At 67.1% G+C, this 17,626-nt stretch carries 13 protein-coding genes and 1 pseudogene; 4 read left to right on the top strand and 10 right to left on the bottom strand.

Translation table 11 applies throughout. From position 1 onward, the window contains the following. Positions 1-22: 22 nt before the first annotated feature. From CF68_RS37855 to CF68_RS00095, 3 genes and pseudogenes are all read right to left on the bottom strand, one after another. Positions 23-463: pseudogene (locus CF68_RS37855) on the bottom strand (ankyrin repeat domain-containing protein); the annotation flags it as partial. Beyond that, positions 456-914: an Lrp/AsnC family transcriptional regulator gene (locus CF68_RS00090; protein WP_013956597.1), complete on the bottom strand. Its 459-nt coding sequence runs from the start codon at positions 912-914 to the stop codon at positions 456-458. The gene CF68_RS00090 and the pseudogene CF68_RS37855, both read right to left, overlap by 8 nt. 66 nt (positions 915-980) lie before the next feature. Continuing rightward, on the bottom strand, positions 981-1,553 hold the full coding sequence (locus tag CF68_RS00095) for a cysteine dioxygenase family protein (RefSeq protein WP_035814973.1): 573 nt from the start codon (positions 1,551-1,553) through the stop codon (positions 981-983). Between the two features lie 300 nt (positions 1,554-1,853). On the opposite strand from CF68_RS00095, the gene CF68_RS00100 reads away from it, so the two are divergent. After that, positions 1,854-4,583, top strand: coding sequence for a UPF0182 family protein (locus tag CF68_RS00100; RefSeq protein WP_035814975.1), 2,730 nt, complete (start codon positions 1,854-1,856; stop codon positions 4,581-4,583). Between the two features lie 35 nt (positions 4,584-4,618). Here the strand turns inward: CF68_RS00100 and acs are convergent, their stop codons facing one another. After that, on the bottom strand, positions 4,619-6,679 hold the full coding sequence (gene acs, locus CF68_RS00105) for an acetate--CoA ligase (RefSeq protein WP_035814978.1): 2,061 nt from the start codon (positions 6,677-6,679) through the stop codon (positions 4,619-4,621). Positions 6,680-6,885: 206 nt separating this feature from the next. Between acs and CF68_RS00110 the strand changes: the two genes are divergently transcribed. From CF68_RS00110 to CF68_RS00120, 3 genes are all read left to right on the top strand, one after another. Continuing rightward, positions 6,886-7,314, top strand: coding sequence for an ACT domain-containing protein (locus CF68_RS00110; protein ID WP_035814981.1), 429 nt, complete (start codon positions 6,886-6,888; stop codon positions 7,312-7,314). Between the two features lie 210 nt (positions 7,315-7,524). Further along, on the top strand, positions 7,525-7,977 hold the full coding sequence (locus CF68_RS00115; RefSeq protein WP_035814983.1) for a PA2169 family four-helix-bundle protein: 453 nt from the start codon (positions 7,525-7,527) through the stop codon (positions 7,975-7,977). Positions 7,978-8,008: 31 nt separating this feature from the next. After that, positions 8,009-8,311 carry a hypothetical protein gene (locus CF68_RS00120; protein ID WP_035814986.1) on the top strand — a complete coding sequence of 101 codons (303 nt, stop codon included), beginning with the start codon at positions 8,009-8,011 and terminating at the stop codon, positions 8,309-8,311. Positions 8,312-8,362: 51 nt separating this feature from the next. Here the strand turns inward: CF68_RS00120 and CF68_RS00125 are convergent, their stop codons facing one another. The 6 genes from CF68_RS00125 to CF68_RS00150 all read right to left on the bottom strand — a co-directional run bounded on the left by CF68_RS00125 (position 8,363) and on the right by CF68_RS00150 (position 17,622). After that, complete coding sequence (locus CF68_RS00125; protein ID WP_035814988.1) at positions 8,363-8,962, bottom strand: J domain-containing protein; 600 nt, start codon at positions 8,960-8,962, stop codon at positions 8,363-8,365. Between the two features lie 103 nt (positions 8,963-9,065). Further along, positions 9,066-11,516: a spermidine synthase gene (locus CF68_RS00130; protein ID WP_035814989.1), complete on the bottom strand. Its 2,451-nt coding sequence runs from the start codon at positions 11,514-11,516 to the stop codon at positions 9,066-9,068. A gap of 25 nt (positions 11,517-11,541) precedes the next feature. Beyond that, entirely contained in the window at positions 11,542-12,321 is a 780-nt protein-coding gene (locus tag CF68_RS00135) for a protein-L-isoaspartate(D-aspartate) O-methyltransferase (protein WP_035814991.1), read from the bottom strand. Positions 12,322-12,393: 72 nt separating this feature from the next. Further along, complete coding sequence (locus tag CF68_RS00140; RefSeq protein ID WP_035814993.1) at positions 12,394-15,204, bottom strand: Hsp70 family protein; 2,811 nt, start codon at positions 15,202-15,204, stop codon at positions 12,394-12,396. Next, positions 15,197-17,044 (bottom strand): Hsp70 family protein, encoded by a 1,848-nt coding sequence (locus tag CF68_RS00145; protein WP_035814995.1) that lies wholly within the window; start codon positions 17,042-17,044, stop codon positions 15,197-15,199. Before CF68_RS00145 ends, CF68_RS00140 begins: the two co-directional genes overlap by 8 nt. Next, entirely contained in the window at positions 17,044-17,622 is a 579-nt protein-coding gene (locus tag CF68_RS00150) for a DUF2760 domain-containing protein (RefSeq protein WP_035814998.1), read from the bottom strand. Before CF68_RS00150 ends, CF68_RS00145 begins: the two co-directional genes overlap by 1 nt. Between the last annotated feature and the right edge of the window lie 4 nt (positions 17,623-17,626).

Raw genomic sequence — 17,626 nt, forward strand, 5'->3', positions numbered from 1 at the left:
GGCAAGGCGCATCCACCCCCGCCACGAGCAGCAGCGCCACCGCGGGCAAGTTGCGCACGCTCACCGCCATATGCAGCGCGGTGTAGTCGTTGATGCCGCGCTGCGCGGGATCGGCGCCGAAGTCCAGCAGCAGCCGGAGCAGTTCGACCACGTCCGAGCGTGCGCTGCCGCCCGGCGCGGCGAGCGTGCATGACAGCGCGGCAATCAGCGGCGGAAAGCCCGCTTGATCCGCCGGCCGGGGATCCGCGCCGGCTTCGAGCGGGGTGCGGATAAAGGGCTGCGGGCTATGGTAGATCGCGTATTCGAGGCAAGCGCCAATCCCTGGCAGCATGGTTCCGTTGGGAATGCAGGCCGGATCATCAACCGCTGCTCGCAGCACTTCGATATCGCCGGCACGGAAGGCGGCATGGACCTTTTCGAACTGCCGGTACGCCTCGCAGCGCTCGATGTCCGGCCTACGCATAATCGAGCGGCAGCGCCGTGGTGTACTTGATCTGCTCCATCGCAAAGCTGGAACTGACGTCGGCCAACTCGGCGCCCTGGATCAGCTTCTTGTAGACGCGGTCGTAGGCGGCAATATCCGGCACCACCACGCGCAGCAGGTAGTCGGTATCGCCGGCCATGCGGTAGAACTCGGTCACTTCCGGGATCGATGCCACCAGTCCGTGGAATTGCGCGAGCCATTTCACGTTGTGCTGGCTGGTGCGGACCGAGACAAAGACCGTGACCCCGGCATTGAGCTTGTCGGCGTCGAGCAGTGCCACGCGTTTGCGGATCAGGCCGGCCGCTTCCAGCCGCTGGATCCGGCGCCAGCACGGCGTCGAGGTCAGGCCGACCCGTTCCCCGATCTCCGCCACCGGCACGGTGGCGTCTTCCTGCAGGATGGCGAGAATCTGTTTGTCGTAGCGGTCCATGGCGCGTAGCGGGTCAGGTGAGGGTGGGCCGGCGCCCGCACGCGGCGCTGGTATGCGCGGCAGATGCTAGGCGTCGGCGGTCGGCACCAGCAGGTTCACGCCGGTGGCAATGTGGTCGCGGTGCACGCCGTAGAGGTGCAGGGACACGGCGATCTCGTCGCTGGCATTGCCCAGCGCATGGATGTGCTGCAGCCCGGCCGGCACGCTGAAGGTATCGCCGGCCGTGCGCAAGACGGAGTTGGCATGGCGCGCCTGCCGGCTGGCGGGATCCCACCGGTAGTGCTGCTCGCTCAGCGTGCCGCGCAGCACGCGGTAGGCACACCAGGTGCGATGGCCGTGCACGGGGCTGGTCTGGCCCGGGCGCCAGACCAGCACCATCGCCGAGAAGCGCTCCAGCGGGTCGGCATGAACCAGGTGGCGGGCATAGGTATCCGGCCTGCCGAGCAGGGCGCCTGGCGGCAGTGTCGCAAGCAGCGTGTCGGTGTCCGGCAGATGCACGGCGATGTGCCTGGCCACCATGCGCGCACTGTGGGCGAAGGTGGCCTCGAGGTCGAGCGCCAGCTGGTCGAGCGGCGCAGTTGGCGGGGCGGTATGGGGAAACGCTGCCGGGGCTGCGGCAGTCAGGGGGGATCCGGTCATGGCGGGCACCTTGGTCTTGTTCTGGGTACATAGCCATGATATTTGCGGGCCGGAGCACAGGCATGCGAATTGTCGTTCAATGTCGCCGGAGATTGTAATTCTATTTCTCTATTGGTTGAATTTTGAGAATCATATGCTCTAATCAGGCCGAACATGGTGAATGGGTGCTCGCCGATAACGCCACGGCCGTGCTGGGGTGGCGTACCCGGTGCGCTGTGCAGCGAAGGCATATATGCTGATATGGACAGGCAGCCCGAATGGCCGGGTCACGGACGACGGTGCGGCAAAGGAGCATGATCGATGCGCTCGCCAGCGAGAGACGCCACGCGTGTGAGACGCCTTGCGACCTGGGTTGTTGCCGTCATCGTCGCGCTGGTTGCTGTCGGCCGCGTCACCGGCCTCGTTGTTGACTGGTTGTGGTTTGCCTCGGTTGGCTACGCCGGGGTGTTCCGCACGATATTCGCCACCCAGGCGCTTCTGTTCCTTGCCGTATTCGCCGTTTCGGCAGGCGCGCTCTGGGTATCGGGCTGGCTGGCGCACCGCTGCGCGAGTCAGGCGCAGGCCTGGAGGCCGGAGGTCCTGGGCCAGCCGGTTGGCGAGATTGCAGCGCGCCTTCCGTGGCGCGCCGCCATTGCCGCCGCCGCCGTCCTTGTGGGGCTGCTCATGGCCGTCGGTGAACTGTCGAGCTGGGCCATTGCGCTGCGCTATATCCATCAGGTGCCCTTCGGCAAGACCGATCCGATCTTCGGCAAGGACATCGGTTTCTACTTCTTCACGCTGCCGGCGTATCTTGCACTCAGGAACTGGCTGCTCCTGCTGCTGTGCTGCAGCGCAGTGGTTGCCGGCGTGGTCTACGGGTTGCGCGGCGACATCGCGCTGGTGCGGTCGCCACGCGGGCTTTCACCGGCGGCGGCTACCCATGGATCGGCATTGCTCGGCTTGTTCTTCGCGCTGCAGGCGTGGTCCTACTGGCTCGACCGCTTCATGCTGCTCTACGGCGACAACGGCGTCGTGGTCGGCGCGAGCTATACCGACGTCCATGTCGGGCTGCCGGTCCTGTGGCTGCAATGCGGCCTGGCTGCCGCCGCTGCCGCCGCTTCATGGGCCAATATGCGCTGGCGGGACTATCGGGTGCCTGCGGCCGCGGCGCTCCTGGTGGTCGGCAGCGCAATCCTGCTCGGCACGATCTGGCCGGCACTGTTCCAGCGTTTCTATGTGAAGCCGAACGAGCTGCAGCTGGAGACGCCATATCTCGAACACAATATCGCGCTGACGCGCGAGGCCTATGGCGTGACGCAGATCGAGGTGAAGCCGTTTCCGGTCGAACAGGGCCTGAATCTCGCCGCGCTCCAGGCCAATCGGCCGACCATCGACAACATCCGCCTGTGGGACCTGCAGCCGCTGCGCGATACCTATGCGCAGTTGCAGGAGATCAGGACCTATTACAAGTTCCTCGCGACGGACATCGACCGCTACCAGCTCGGCGCAGGTTACCAGCAGGTCATGCTGTCGGCGCGCGAGCTGGAGCCGGCACTGATTCCGGCGAATGCCCAGACCTGGGTGAACCTGCATCTCCTGTTCACCCATGGCAATGGCGTGGTGATGTCGCCAGTCACCGAGAAATCCGCCGAAGGCCTGCCCTCGCTCTATCTGCATGACATTCCTCCGCTCGCCGACGGCGGCCCGGTCATCCAGGAGCCGCGCCTCTATTTCGGTGAAGGCGGCAAAGGCTATGTCATCGTCAAAGGCAGCGTGCCCGAGTTCGACTACCCCAAGGGCAAGGACAACGTCTATACGGCCTACCGCGGGCGCGACGGCATCGACATCGGCGGCATCGCGCGCCGGGCGCTGTTCGCCTGGGAGCTCGGCGATCCCAATATCCTGCTGAGCGGCTACATCACGCAGGAAAGCCGCATCCTGCTCCATCGCAACATCCGGGACCGCGTGCGCACGCTTGCCCCGTTCCTGATCCTCGACCATGACCCCTATGTGGTCGTGAGTGAAGGGCGCCTTTACTGGATCCAGGACGCCTACACCACCAGCCGCTGGTTCCCTTATTCGCAGCCTGGCACCGGCAACGGCCACAACTACATCCGCAACGCAGCCAAGGTAGTGATCGATGCATACAACGGCACGGTCGACTTCTACATCAGCGACCCGGCCGATCCGATCCTGCAGGTGTACCAGCGCATCTTCCCGGGCGTGTTCAGGCCGCTGGGCGCCATGCCGCAGGACCTGCAGCGGCATATCCGCTACCCTGAAGACCTTTTCCTGATCCAGGTGCGGATCTACCGCGCCTACCACATGGAAGCGGCGGAAGTCTTCTATAACCGCGAGGATCTGTGGGAGTTCCCACGCCAGCTGACAGGCATGAGCACCGGGAACACGCCCGCCGCGCGGATGATGCCCTACTACATGATCCTGCGGCTGCCGGACGAAGCGCGCGCCGAGTTCGTCCTGATGCTGCCGATGGTGCCGAGCCAGCGCGAGAACATGATCGCCTGGCTGGCGGCGCGCTCCGATCCTCCCAACTACGGCAAGCTCGTCGCCTACACCTTCCCCAAGGAAAAGCTGGTCTACGGGCCGTTCCAGATCGAGGCGCGCATCCAGCAGAATACCGAGATCTCGCAGCAGATTTCCCTGTGGAACCAGATGGGCTCGCGCGTCATCCGCGGCCATCTACAGGTCGTGCCGATCGAGAACTCCATCCTCTATGTCTCGCCGCTCTACCTGCGCGCGGAGTCCGGCCAGTTGCCCGAACTCAAGCGGGTGATCGCCGCCTATGGCGATCGCGTGGTCATGGAGGACACCCTGGGCGCGGCCCTTGCGGCGCTCTTCAAGGAATCCGCCCCGGCGGCGCTACCGGCGCAGGGCGCAGCGAACGCCCGCGCCCGCGAGGCACTCGCGCACTATGACCGCGCCATCGAGCGCCTGAAGGCGGGGGACTGGAGCGGCTTCGGCGCGGAACTCGATGCCTTGCGGCCGCTGCTTGAGGCGCTCGGGGCCGGGGGGGCCGATGAGCGGAAGTGAGCGGCCTGCCGGGAGCCGCCGGGAGGCGTGCCGTCCTATGGCGCCAGCTCCCTGATCTTCTCGACGACCTCCGGATTGGCAAGCGTGGACACGTCGCCAGGATCCTGCTGGTTGGAGATCGCTGCCAGCACGCGGCGCATGATCTTGCCCGAGCGTGTCTTGGGCATGTCGGGAACAATCACGACCCGATGCGGACGCGCAATTGCGCCAATCTGGGATACCACCGAGGCCGAGACCTTGTTCGCGATCTTCGTGGATGGCGACAGTCCCGGCTTGAGCGACACATAGAGATCAGGCACCTTGCCCTTGACCTCGTCGGCCACCGGCACCACCGCCGCCTCGGCGACCTCGGACACCAGCAGTGCTGCCGATTCGATCTCCTTGGTGCCGAGGCGATGGCCGGAAACGTTGATCACATCGTCGATGCGGCCAAGGATGCGAAAGTAGCCGTCCGCCGCCTGCATTGCGCCATCGCCCGCCATATACGGCCAGTCGCGCCAGTCCTTGCTGTCGGGATTCTTGCAATAGCGCGCATAGTACTGGCGCACGTAGCGGTCCGGATCCTTCCAGACGGTCTGGAATATGCCCGGCCAGGGATTGCGGATGCAGATATTGCCCGCCTTGCCCGAGCCGGCCGGGATCTCCTTGCCTTCCTCGTCAAAGATCACCGGATGAATGCCCGGAATCCCCGGGCCCGTGCTGCCGGGCTTCATCGGGTGGATGCCCGGCAGCGTGCTGCAGAGGAAGCCGCCATTCTCGGTTTGCCACCAGGTGTCGACGATGACCGCCTCGCCCTTGCCGACTTCACGGTGGTACCACTTCCAGACTTCGGGCTCGATCGGCTCGCCCACCGTGGTCATGTGCTTGAAATGGTAGTTGTACTTCGCCGGCTCGTCGGGCCCGTTGCGCCGCAGCGCGCGGATTGCGGTGGGCGAGGTGTGGAAGATATTGACGCCAAGGCTTTCCGCAATACGCCAGGGCCGGCCGGCGTCGGGCCAGGTCGGCACGCCTTCATAGACGACGGACGAAGCGGCAAGCGCGAGCGGGCCATAGACGATGTAGGAATGCCCGGTGATCCAGCCAATATCGGCCATGCACCAGTAGACGTCCTCGGGGTGGATATCCTGGATGTACTTCGAGGTCCACGCCACGTAGGACAGGTAGCCGCCGGTGGAATGCTGGCAGCCCTTGGGCCGGCCCGTGGTGCCGCTCGTGTACATCAGGAACAGTGGTGCCTCCGCCGGCATCGGCTCGGGCTCGACACGCCTGCCGCGGAACCCGGCGAGCACGTCATTGAGAATGACATCGCGGCCCTTCACCAGTAGGGCGGCACTGGAATACTTGCCCGGGTAGCGCTGCCAGATCAGGACCTTCTCGACCTGCTGACCGGCGCTGGCGGCTTCTGCCACGGCGATGTCGGCCTTTTCCTTGTGATCGAGCAATTCACCGCCGCGGTAATAGGCGTCCATGGTGATCAGCAGCCGGCTCTCGGAGTCCGCGATGCGCTCGGCGCAGGCCTTGCCGCTGAAGCCGCTGAATACCTGCGAATGAATCACGCCGATGCGCGCGCATGCGAGCATGGTGATGGGCAGCTCGGCCACCATGGGCATATGCAGCGTGACGCGGTCGCCGGCATTCAGGCCGCAGAACTCGCGCAGCAGGACGGCCAGCTCATTGACGCGAACAAAGAGCTCCTGGTAGGTGAGGTGATGCACCGCCTCATGTTCCGGCTCGGGCACGAAATGAATCGCGGTCTTGTTCCTGTACGCGGCGAGGTGGCGATCCACGCAGTTGTGGGGGGGGGGGGGGCCCCTGCCGCCGACGAACCAGCGCCAGAAAGGCGGGTCGCTGGTATCCACGGTCGTTTCCCAGTATTTGTACCAGTCCAGCAGGTCTGCGAATTCCTTGAAGCACTCGGGGAAACGATCGAGGGAGAAGCGCTCGAAAATGCGAGGATCGGTCAAATTGGCCTGCGCAATGAACTGGCCGGCTGGCGGGACATAGTCCTCCTCGGGCCAATGGACCGCGATTTCGGCCTCGGACACATCGGCCAATTCCTGCTGTGCAGCATGGCGTGGCGATTTGCCTTCAGACATGACGATTCCCCTTCACTTTCCATGGCATCCACCCAGGTAGTGTTGGTACCACTATCTCGCGATAGCTGCCTGAAACGACTAGTCCATATTAAGTCCGGGCACGGGCAGTTGCCAGGAAATCGGCCTGCCGCTGCCGGCCGAGCCCAGAGCTTGCCTGCGGGCCGCCATACGCTAGATTCATAGTGGGGGGCATTGGAGAATGAGCAATGACCAACGATCTTCTCGTGGAACGCGTGGACGTGTGGGCGGCAACCATACCGGACCGGCCCGGCGGCCTCGCGGAGGTACTGGAGACCTTGCGCGATGCCGGGGCGGACCTGCAATTCGCGATTGCGCGCCGCACGCCGGAGGACCCCGGCAAGGGTGTCGTGTTCGTGACACCGCTGCAGAATGACAGGGAAATCCGTGCAGCTGCCCAGGTTGGCTTCAATGTCACGCACAGCCTGCATTCGGTGCGAATCACGGGCGGGGACCGGCCGGGCATCGTGGCGGAACTGACCCGCAAGCTTGCGCAAGGCGGAATCAACCTGCGCGGATTCTCTGCCTCCGTCATTGGGGTACAGTTTGTCGCGTACGTGTCGGTGGACTCGCTCGACGATGCGAACAAGGCAATGGCAATCCTGGGCAAGGGCTGAAGCGGGGTTCGGCCATCTCCTATCATGGAATCACGCCTTGCCTCTGAACAGGCAGGCAGATGGGGCCCGGCGCGAACCGGCTGATTCATGTTGATGGCGTCTCCGACGATCCCCTCACGGCCGGTTGCGCCGTGGCGGTCCGTCCGTTGGCGAGACCTGGCGATTTGCGCCGAGGGTGCGCGTCGCTGGCATGCAAGTTGGGAGAATTCCATGGGCAACAACCAGCAACAAACTGTCTTGGCGCTGAACCAGCTGATCGAGGCTGGCAAGGACAGCGAACTGGCCTGCATGAGCGGAGCCAGCGAAGTGCGCGATGCAGCGCTGCGCGACATCCTGACCAGCACCGCGGAATCGTACCGGGCGTCGGTGAAGGAATTGCAGTCGATGGTCAGCGCCATGGGCGGCGCGCCAGCAGACCGGGGCAGCATGAATGGCATGCTGTTCCGCCGCTGGATGGCATTCCGCCACATGCTGTCGCCGAACAACGACGACGCCGTGCTGGGAATGTGCGAGCACGAAGAAGATGCCGCCAGGCGCGAGTATCAGTCCGTCATGATGAAGCCGCTGCCACCAGAGGCCAGCGCGGCGCTTCAGCGCCAGTATGAGGCGTTGACGCAGCATCATGGCCGGATTCATGCCATGCGCGGGATGCAGATTCACTGAGGGCCCGCCTTGCGAGCGATGGGAGAAGGCAATGGCAACCTACGAGTTCAAGGACAAGGATCTCCAGTTCCTTGCCCAGGGCGCTGACTCCTGTTTTCCGTCCCCTGACGCTGCGTTCGTTGAGTGCGCGGACAGCCATCCGGCGTTCCTGGTGACATGGCCGGAGAGCGGGCCGACGACGATGCATCTCAAGGTGCAGATTCGGTCAAGCCAGTACGCCAGCTACCTGACGGATCCATTCAGGGGACGCGAAGTCCTGCGCAAGGCTGTCGAAGATCGCCTTGCGCTGATCCACACAGTGAAAAGCGGGCTCCTGGTCGCACCCGACATCTAGTGCTTTTGTTATCGGCTTGCGCGCCAGAGGGGCAGCCCTGAAAGCTCCCCGCTACGAGCGGATGCCGAACAAGCCGTGCCAGAACGAATCGAAGGCGCCGGCGTGACGCCTGGGCCGCTCGTCGGGGTTTGAAGCTCCCGCCCCGGTGGGCGCCTGCGCGGTCTCGGTGTCCTGCGTGTGCGCGGCCCGCGCACTTGCACGCCGCGACTCCTGCAGGGCCCATATGCTGTCCGCGATGCGGGCCGCCAGTTCCGCGTCGCAGTCCCGGCCAAGCAGCACGCCGAAGATGACGTCGCGGTTGTGGCCGTCGTCGGCAAAGCGCATCGCGATACCGAGCATTTTCTCGTAGTGTTCCTGCGCGATGCGCTGGCTCTCGCGTTGCGCCTCGCGCTCCTGCTCTTCCTGGGCCTCGCGCTCGGCCTGCCAGCGCCGCATCTCCCGCTCGAATACCTCGTCGTAGATCTGGCGCTGCCCGGCATCCGAAAGAATGGTGTAGGCGTCGCGGATTTCCTGGAATGCCGCATGCGCCTCAGACTCGCGGCCAAGGTTGCGGTCGGGGTGCCACTTCATCGCGGCGCGGCGGTAGGCGCGCTTGATCTCGTCCAGGGTGGCGTCCGGTTGCACGCCGAGGGTCGTGTAGAGGGTGGTCATGGGCCGATTGGGCGTCTGTCTGCTGGGCGGCTGCCGGGCGGGCATTCATCCTAGCATGGGGTGACCCGCAGCAATGGCATGCAGGATCGATCCCGGCCCCGGTTCACGGGCACGAAAGCGCGGCGGCAGCGTACAGGAGCAGCGCCAGCAGCACCACGGCGGTGAATCCGACGTGGATCGCGACCAGCGTGGCAAGGACTGCCGCCACCACCGAGGCGCAGGCATTGATGCCCCATGCCCAGGGCACCAGCGTTTCGTCGCGGGCCGCGACCCGGGCCAGGCCGAGCGGGAACGGCATCCCCATCAGGAACGCCAGCGGCGCGATCAGCAGCACCGAGACGCCTATCCTGGCCGGGTCCGGCAACCCGATCAGCAGCCTGAAGACCGTCGGCAGCGCCACCAGGTAGACCAGCGCGGCCACGCAGATGCCGCTGACGGCCAGCGCCGCCTGCCGCCTGCCGCGGTCATCGCCAGCGCGCGCGGGCATGCGCTGGGCGTATCGGCTCCCTAGTCCCGCAAAGCAGAGAAAGGCGCACAGCACCACCGCGACCGCATAGAGCGGGTGACTCAGGAACAGGATGAATTTCTGGATAAAGGCGATCTCCACGAACATGAAGCCGAGGCCGACCGCCAGGAAGTAGAAGCCGGCTCGCCATTCGGGCAAGCGCCGCACGGCTGCGCCATTGCCGCCAGGCCCCGCGGCGGGCTGCGGCCGGGGGCGCCGCCGCAGGATCCAGAGCGGGACCACGATCAGCAGCAAGGCCAGGGCGGTGGCCTGCAGCAGCGTGGCCACCAGCACCGGATAGCCCCATTCCAGCAAGGGCAGTCCACCTTGCGCCTTGAGCGACAGCAGTTCAGGCAGCGTGCGCCATTTGAAGAAGTGGAAGAAGTACGGCCTGTCGTCGGTGGCGGGCCGCACGTCGAACTTGTAGCGGGACAGGAACCGATCGCGTTCGGGGCCGAGCAGGGCCTGCGCGGCGTCGAAGAAGTAGGGCCGGTCCAGCACGTTGTAGCGATTCGCCTGGCCGGGCTGGATGCCGGGAAAGTATTCGACGTCGAAGGAACGGGCGCGGCAGAACTCGGCGAGGGCGGCAAGGTCCGCGGCACTGAATTCCCCGTTCTTGACGACCAGCGTGGCCGTCTTCCAGCCACGGACCAGTGCCAGCCGCCGGGACGGATCGGGCACGCCCGCGCCTTCCATGGCGGCGACGGCGGTGGCGAACAGTTTGGGTATGTCACGGGGCGGCAGCGTGACCCAGCGCGTGATCGCAAGCAGGCCGCCGGGCCGAAGATGGCGCAGGTAGCCCTGGAAGGCCTCCACGGTATAGAGATAGCTCTCGGAGAGCGCGTACAGTCCGGCCGATGACGTGCTGAATGAATCCAGCAGGGCCACCTGGATGAGGTCGTAGCGTGCCGTGCTGGCCGCCAGGAATCCGCGCGCCTCGCCGGCAAAGACACGCACGCCGGCCGCACTGTACGGCTTGCCGGAAAACGCAGCGAAGCGGCCCTGCACCAGGTCGATCACCTGCGGATTCAGTTCCACGGCATCGACCGCACTGGCCTGGTGGTAGACCGCCTGCAAGACGTCCGCACCCGCACCGCTGCCCAGCACCAGCACCTTCGGATTCCGCAGCAAGTGGTAAGGCAGGGCAGAGGTGAGGTCGCCCAGGTAGGCCAGCGGTTCGCGCCGGCCGTCATGGCGGTTGAGCGCACTGAGCCCGTCGCCATCGGTAAACACGGCCAGTTGTGCTGGCGGCTCCTGGCTGGCATTCAGGCTCAGCCCGGGCGCATGCCGCAACGGGATCGAGGGGCTCTCGACCACCGTGACCAGGCCGAGCGGACTTGAGCGCTGCGCCACCACGCGCGCGTTGCCGATGCGCAGGGCCTGGCTCAGCTCCTTGTACTCGGACGGCCGCAGCGCAATCCAGTCACCTGGCACGCCGGCCGGAACGATTGCCGCCAACAGCAGCAGCGCCGGCAGCCAGGGCCGATGCCAGCGGCATTCCACGCATGCCAGCGCCGCCGCCGCCATGCCCGCCGTGCCGACCAGCCGCAGCGCATCGACCGGATGCAGCGCGAACAGCGCCACGATGATGCCCAGGCAGCCCAGCCCGGCGCCAAGGATGTCGAAGCTGTAGATGCGGGGAACCTGCTCGGTGAAGCGGGAAAAGCTCAGGCAGATACTGGTGGCGGCGCAAAAGAACGGCACGAACAGCAGCAGGTAGATCAGCAACAGGCGCAGCGGCTGCGATGGCTCCCACAGGATTTCCAGGGGATTGAACGCCACGTGCTGGGCCAGGGCGAAGCAGGCCATCGCGCTGACGCCGAACAGCAGGGACCCGCCCGCGAACACTGGCACGAAATGGCGGACCAGCGTTCGCTGCGCCAGTGCCACCAGCGCACCCGCCGCGCCATAGCCCAGCAGTGCCACGCTGATCATCATGTAGGCGAAGTGATGCCACTGGATGATGGAAAGCAGCCGCATCAGCAGGATCTCGTAGCCCAGCGCGGCGGCAGAGAGCAAGGCCAGGGCGAACAGCGGGGGGCGGGGCATGGCTTCAGCTGGCAGGGCTGATGCCTCAGTGCTTGCCAACCAGCGGCACGAACCTGACCGGCAGGATCTGCCTGGTGGAAACGGTGCCGTCCGCGGATTTTTCGACCAGCAGCAGGTACTGGGTCAGGAACTGGGCGCCCACCGGGATCACCATGCGTCCGCCTGGCTTCAGTTGCCGGATCAGCGGCGGCGGCACGTGGCTGGCCGCCGCGGTGACGACGATGGCGTCATAGGGCGCGTGCTCGTCCCAGCCGTAGTAGCCGTCGCCCACCTTGCACGCCACCTGCCGGTAGGCCAGCCGCTTCAGGCGGTCGCAGGCCTGCCGTCCCAGTGGCTCGATGATCTCGATGGTATAAACCGCACGCGCCAGCCCGGTCAGCACCGCGGCCTGGTAGCCGGAGCCGGTGCCGATCTCTAGCACCGTGTCGCCAGGCTTGACCATCATCAGGTCGGTCATCAGGGCGACGATATACGGCTGCGAAATGGTCTGGCCATGGCCTATCGGCAGCGGCCGGTTCTCATAGGCGTACGGCTTCTGCCCGTCCGGCACAAACTCGTGGCGAGGCACTTGCCCCATCACGGCCATGACGCGCGGGTCGATGGCATGCCTGCCGCTCTGGGCGGCGGCGCCTGCGGCGACCGCGGCGATCTCCTTGACCATGTCGGCGCGCTGTGGGGCGAGGGCGTCGTCCGCGGCGGTGGTCGAGCAGAGCAAGGCCAGCGCGATGGTGGCAACCAGGATTGGAAGGGGTGGGCGGGGCGCTGATGGCTTCACGAGTGGGACAGGCAAGGAGCCTACCGTCATCGTAGATCATCGGTCTGGCTGGCGCAGATAAGTGATAAAAGAGGCGCCTGCCAGTCGCTTCGCGCTGGTCTGCTACCCCGCGATCAGCTTGAGGCCGGCGGGCAGCGCCTCCCCAAACACCCGTCCCTCGTCCGCGGTATTGAGTTCCACCACTTCGCGCACCATGGCGATCCAGCTTGGCGGCGCGTTGGCGGCTTCCAGCCGGCGCACCACGGTTGCCCGGATCTCGTCAGGCAGGTCCCGGCTGCGATCGCCGGTCATGCGCGCGATCTGCACGGCGGCGAACGCGGCCGGCTCGACCTTTTTCCAGTCGAGGGCGAGGATCGCGTCCACCCATTGGGCGGCGGTCCCGGCCGGCACGACGCTGTGTGCGCTGCCATAGAACGGCCGGCGCGCGCCGATGCGGCCCACGGCCCACCAGCCCTGGCTGTTTTCGGATGGCTTGCGCAGCCGGGCCAGCAGCCATTCGGCCAGCTCGATCTTGGCGTCGGCGGGAATGCGCTCCAGCGAGCCGGCAAGGCGCACCATATCGGCATAGCCGGCCCTGGCGGGCCCGGCGGGCTTCTTGTAGCGGGTGCTGCCGGGTGGCTGCAGGTAAAAGGCCATGTCTTCCAGCAGGCGCAGTTGCGCGCTTTCATCCAGCCCACCTGCCGCGCGCCGCCACAGCGTCCACCACTCGGACCAGTTCTGGCTTTCGTTGACGTACTGGATGCCCTGGTCGTACTGCGACCAGAGTTGCTCGACGCGCCATTCGTCGAGCGGATAGCCGAACCCCGGGCGCACGCAATAGCCGGCCAGGTTCAGCCACAGGCGTTCATGGTCGGCAGTGCGCCGCCTGCGGCGGGCGCGCTCCCAGAACGCGCCGAACAGCTCGCGCAGCAGGGCGCTGTCCCATTGCTCGCGCGCACCCAGCAGCTGTTCCAGCTGCGCACGCAGCCGCTTGACTTCCTTGGGGCCGACGTCCTGCGAGCGCGCGCCAAAGGTGCGGTCGATCGCCTCCAGGGCCTGGGGCAGCGACGGGTGTGCCGTATCGGGCGCCGGTGCCGCCGCCTGGGTGTCATTGCCGCGCAACTGGAATTCAAGGCGCCAACGCTGCGAGGCATCCGCAATGTCGATGCAGTGGACCTCGAGCGTGCCGACCTCGGTCAGCGAGGTGGTGATCTGCACCGGCGTTTCCCGCGGGCCGCTGGCGCCGCGCGGCGGAACCACGGTGGCGATCGGCGGCAGGCGGACGAAGTCGCCCGTCGACAGGTCGGTCAGCTGACCGGGCTGATAGGCCGTGTCGGCGACGGAGGACGCCAGGTGGAATTGCACCGGATGGCCGAGCCGCAGGGCGAAGGTGCGGTCGCTGAGGTGGATCTCGTGGCCTTCCTCAGTGCCGCGCGGCAGCAGGCAGATCCCTTGCTGCCCTGACGCGCCATCATCGAGAACCAGAAAGTAGCTGCGCGGCGAGCCGCCGCCGATGCGCGGGGCCTGCCCGGCACGGGCCCGGGCATACGCGACCGCGCCCCGGGCCACGGCAACGTCGGGATTGTCATTGTGCAGGACCTGCAGCGGCGCGCCGCGCCACGTGCCCAGCGTGTCGGCGATGCGGCCGGCCAGCGCCTGCGCCCTGAATACGCCGCCGTTGAGGAGCAGGGTATCGGGCATCGGCAAGGCATCGGCCGGCGCCTGTGGTGCGTCCAGTGCCGCCTGCGACTGCGCCGCGTGCTGGCTCAGGAACGCCGCAACGTGCCGGGTCACGGCGGGGTCGGACGCATACGGCAGGCCGAACTCGACAATCGCTCCCCGTGCGCGCCCCGGCCTTTCGCTGGCAGGCACCTTGGGGAAGAAGCCGTCGACGACAAGCTGTTCGACCTCCTGCCGCGTCACTTCCACCGAGCGTGCGCCGCCGATCAGCCTGGCGCCAGCGCCCAGCAGCGTCACCGCGACCGAGTCCGGCGCCTGCGCGCCGAGCAGCTGTTCCTTGGCGGCGCGGCAGCGCGCGACCAGCTGCGACAGGCCGGCCGCCGACAGCCGCGGCTGAGCGGCCCCCGCGGCCCCGAGGCGCGCCTCGACCAGGTGCGCCAGGCCAAGATCCATGTTGTCGCCACCGAGCATCAGGTGATTGCCCACGCCGATGCGGGTCAGCTGCGGCTGCCCGTCCTGCATGTCCACCCGGATCAGGGTGAGGTCAGTGGTGCCGCCGCCCACGTCGCAGATCAGCACCAGGCGGGTTTGCGCCAGGTCCGTGTCCAGGCTCTGGCGATGATGGAACAGCCAGTCGTAGAGCGCGGCTTGCGGCTCTTCGAGCAGGCGCAGCGCGGGCAGCCCGGCCAGGCGCGCCGCCTCAAGCGTCAGCGCGCGCGCGCCTTCGTCGAACGAGGCGGGCACGGTGAGGACCACGTCCTGGTCCTCGAGCCGGGCATCGGGAAAACGGTGGTTCCATGCCGCGCACACATAGCCCAGGTAGCTGGCGCTGGCGACCACCGGCGAGATCTTGTCGAGATCGTCGTCCCCGCCCCATGGCAGGATGGCCGCGGTGCGGTCGACCGAAGCATGCGACAGCCAGCTTTTTGCGCTGGCTACGAGCCGGCCGGGCACTTGCGCGCCGAGCGTGGCCGCCAGGCGGCCGAACACGGTCCGGCGAGCGGCGGCGCTGGCGGCGGATTGCCAGGGCAATTGCAGGTCGTCGCCGCTGAGCTCGCCCGGTGCCGCGTGGTAGCGTACCGAGGGCAGCAGGGGACGGGCCGCGACCTCGCCCGGGCTGACCAGCTGGTCGATATCGAAGACGCGGATATCGTCGGATCCGGCCTTCGCGTAGGCGACGACCGTGTTGCTGGTGCCGAGGTCGATGCCGACGACGTATTGCTTCGTCGCCGGCCCGGCCGCTTGCTCAGGCATCGGCGCTGCCGCGCACGTCGAACTCGACCTTCCAGCGCTCAGCGCTGCCGCTGGGTACGGCTTCGAGTTCCAGGGTGCCGGCCTCGGTCACCCGCGCATGCAGCCTGACCGGTACCACTTCGCCTGCGGTGCGGCCTTCGGCTGGCAGGGTCGCCTGGATTTCTTCCAGTTCCTGCAATTCTTCCGGTCCCCAGTAGTCCAGCAGGGTGCCGACCTGGTCCTGGCGGCGCACCGACGAGCCGAAGAAGCGGAAGTGCACGGGTTCGCCCACCACCAGGCCGAATTCCTGCGGCGGCAGCGCGGCCTCGGTGCCTTCCTCCATGCCGAACGGTGCCACGCACAGGGCCTGGATCGGCGGTTCGAAGCCGGGCACGGCGGGCATCGACGATTCCACGGCAATATAGTAGGCGCGCGCGGTGCCGCCACGAATCCGCACCCCCTTGCCGCGCCGCACGTAGCCGTAATAGGCGGCGCCGCGTGCCACGGCCAGGTCCAGTTCGGCGCCGTCAAGCAGGCGGGCAGGGGCCGCGCCTTCCGCGGCGAGCCAGCCGTTGAGGGTCTGCAGGATGCGGTCCGCCAGCAGGCCGGACTTGAACACGCCGCCATTGAACAGGACTGCGGTCGGGTGGAGTAAGGTCGCGCCTTCCGGCTGTGCGCCCTGCAAGCCTTCGATTTCGGCCAGCGCCGCCACCTGCCGGCCCAGGAACGCGGCCAGGTGCCGCGTGATGGCCGCATCCTGCGCATAGGGCAGGCCAAGCTGCGTCAGGCCCGCGCGTGCCCGGCTCACCGGGCAGGCCGAGGCCTCGACTTGCGGGAAGAAGCCTTCCAGGATGGTCTGGGTCAGCTCGGCGCGGGTCAGGTCCGTGCGGATCGAGCCGCCGATCAGCTTCGAGCCGCGGCTGGGCACGACCAGCGGCACGGTATCGGTAGCCGGGTCGGTCAGCAGCGTTTCCTTGGCCGCGCGGCAGGCATAGGTCAGCGCGCGCAGTTGCCACGGATCGGCCTGCGTGCCTTGGGCCGCCAGCTTGCGCGCCACCACGTGGGCCAGCGCCAGGTCCATGTTGTCGCCGCCGAGCAGGATATGGTCGCCGACCGCGATACGATGCAGCTCAAGGTTGCCTTCGCGCTCGATCACGGCGATCAGCGAAAGGTCGGTGGTGCCGCCACCCACATCGACGACGAGGATAATGTCGCCGACCTTGACCTGCTTGCGCCATTGGCCGCCGCTTTTCTGGATCCAGCTGTAGAGCGCGGCCTGGGGCTCCTCGAGCAGGGTCATGCGGGCATACCCGGCCGCGGCGGCCGCCTCGGCCGTCAGCTCCCGTGCGGCGGGGTCGAACGATGCGGGAATCGTCACGGTGACGTCCTGCTCGCCAAACGGCGCTTCGGGGTGGGCCTGGTCCCAGGCTTCACGCAGGTGCGTGAGATAGCGCACGGAAGCCTCCAGCGGCGACACGCGCGTCACCTCGGGCGGTGCGTCGTTGGGCAGGACCGGCGCGCGGCGGTCGACGCCGGGATGGCACAGCCAGCTCTTCGCGCTCGACACTAGGCGGATCGGCGTGGCCGCGCCGCGGCTGCGCGCCAGCTCGCCCACCGCGAAGTCGCGCGCGGCGTTCCACGGCAGCGCCAGGTCGCCCGGGGCGAGTTCGCTGGCGTGCGGCAGGTACAGGAAGGAGGGCAGCAGGTCCAGGTCTTCGATGGCCCCCGGCGCGGTCAGCTGCGTGATGGGCAGGACGCGCTGGCTGGTCTTCTCGCCATCGCTGGCGGCCAGGTCGACGTAGGAGACCGCGCTATGGGTGGTGCCCAGGTCGATGCCGATGGCATAGCGTGCTTCGCTCATCAAAGCTCCACCTCGGCGGGGGCAATCACGGTGGCGTCATGGCGTTCGGCCACGCGCGGCAGGCGGACTTCCTCGACCTTCCAGCCGCGGTGGCTGATGCTGCCATGGAACGGCGCGCTGCCTACCACGTTGCCGGTCAGGCGGATGGCGGTGGCATCGAAGCCGTCGGCCAGCGTGACGCGGCTGCCCTCGGCTTCCTCGCGCACCGGCCGAATGGTGAAGTGCTCGCGCAGCACGCCGCGGCAGCCATCGTGCACCAGGCGCGCGGCGGCACCGATCTCCGTGTCGGAATAGCGTGCGATGTCTTCCTCGACAAAGTCGATGAAGCGTGCATCGCGCTGGAGCAGTCCCAGCAACTGCAGCGCAGCCACCGGGCTGGCTTCCTTCAGCACGGGTGTGGCAGCCTCCGCCACCGGGGCGGGTGCGGGTGCCGATACAGGCGCCGGCGCCGGGGCGAATCCCTCGCCGTCACGCAGGCGCCTGACGCCGGCCGCGAGCTCGCGGTTGCCAAGGATGGCGAAGAAGGTGCCCATGGCAAGCGAGACCCTGCCGAAGAAAGATAGGTTCGAGTCAGTCATCCGA

It is taken from the genome of Cupriavidus sp. SK-4, assembly GCF_000611125.1.
In the GTDB taxonomy this organism is placed as follows: domain Bacteria; phylum Pseudomonadota; class Gammaproteobacteria; order Burkholderiales; family Burkholderiaceae; genus Cupriavidus; species Cupriavidus necator.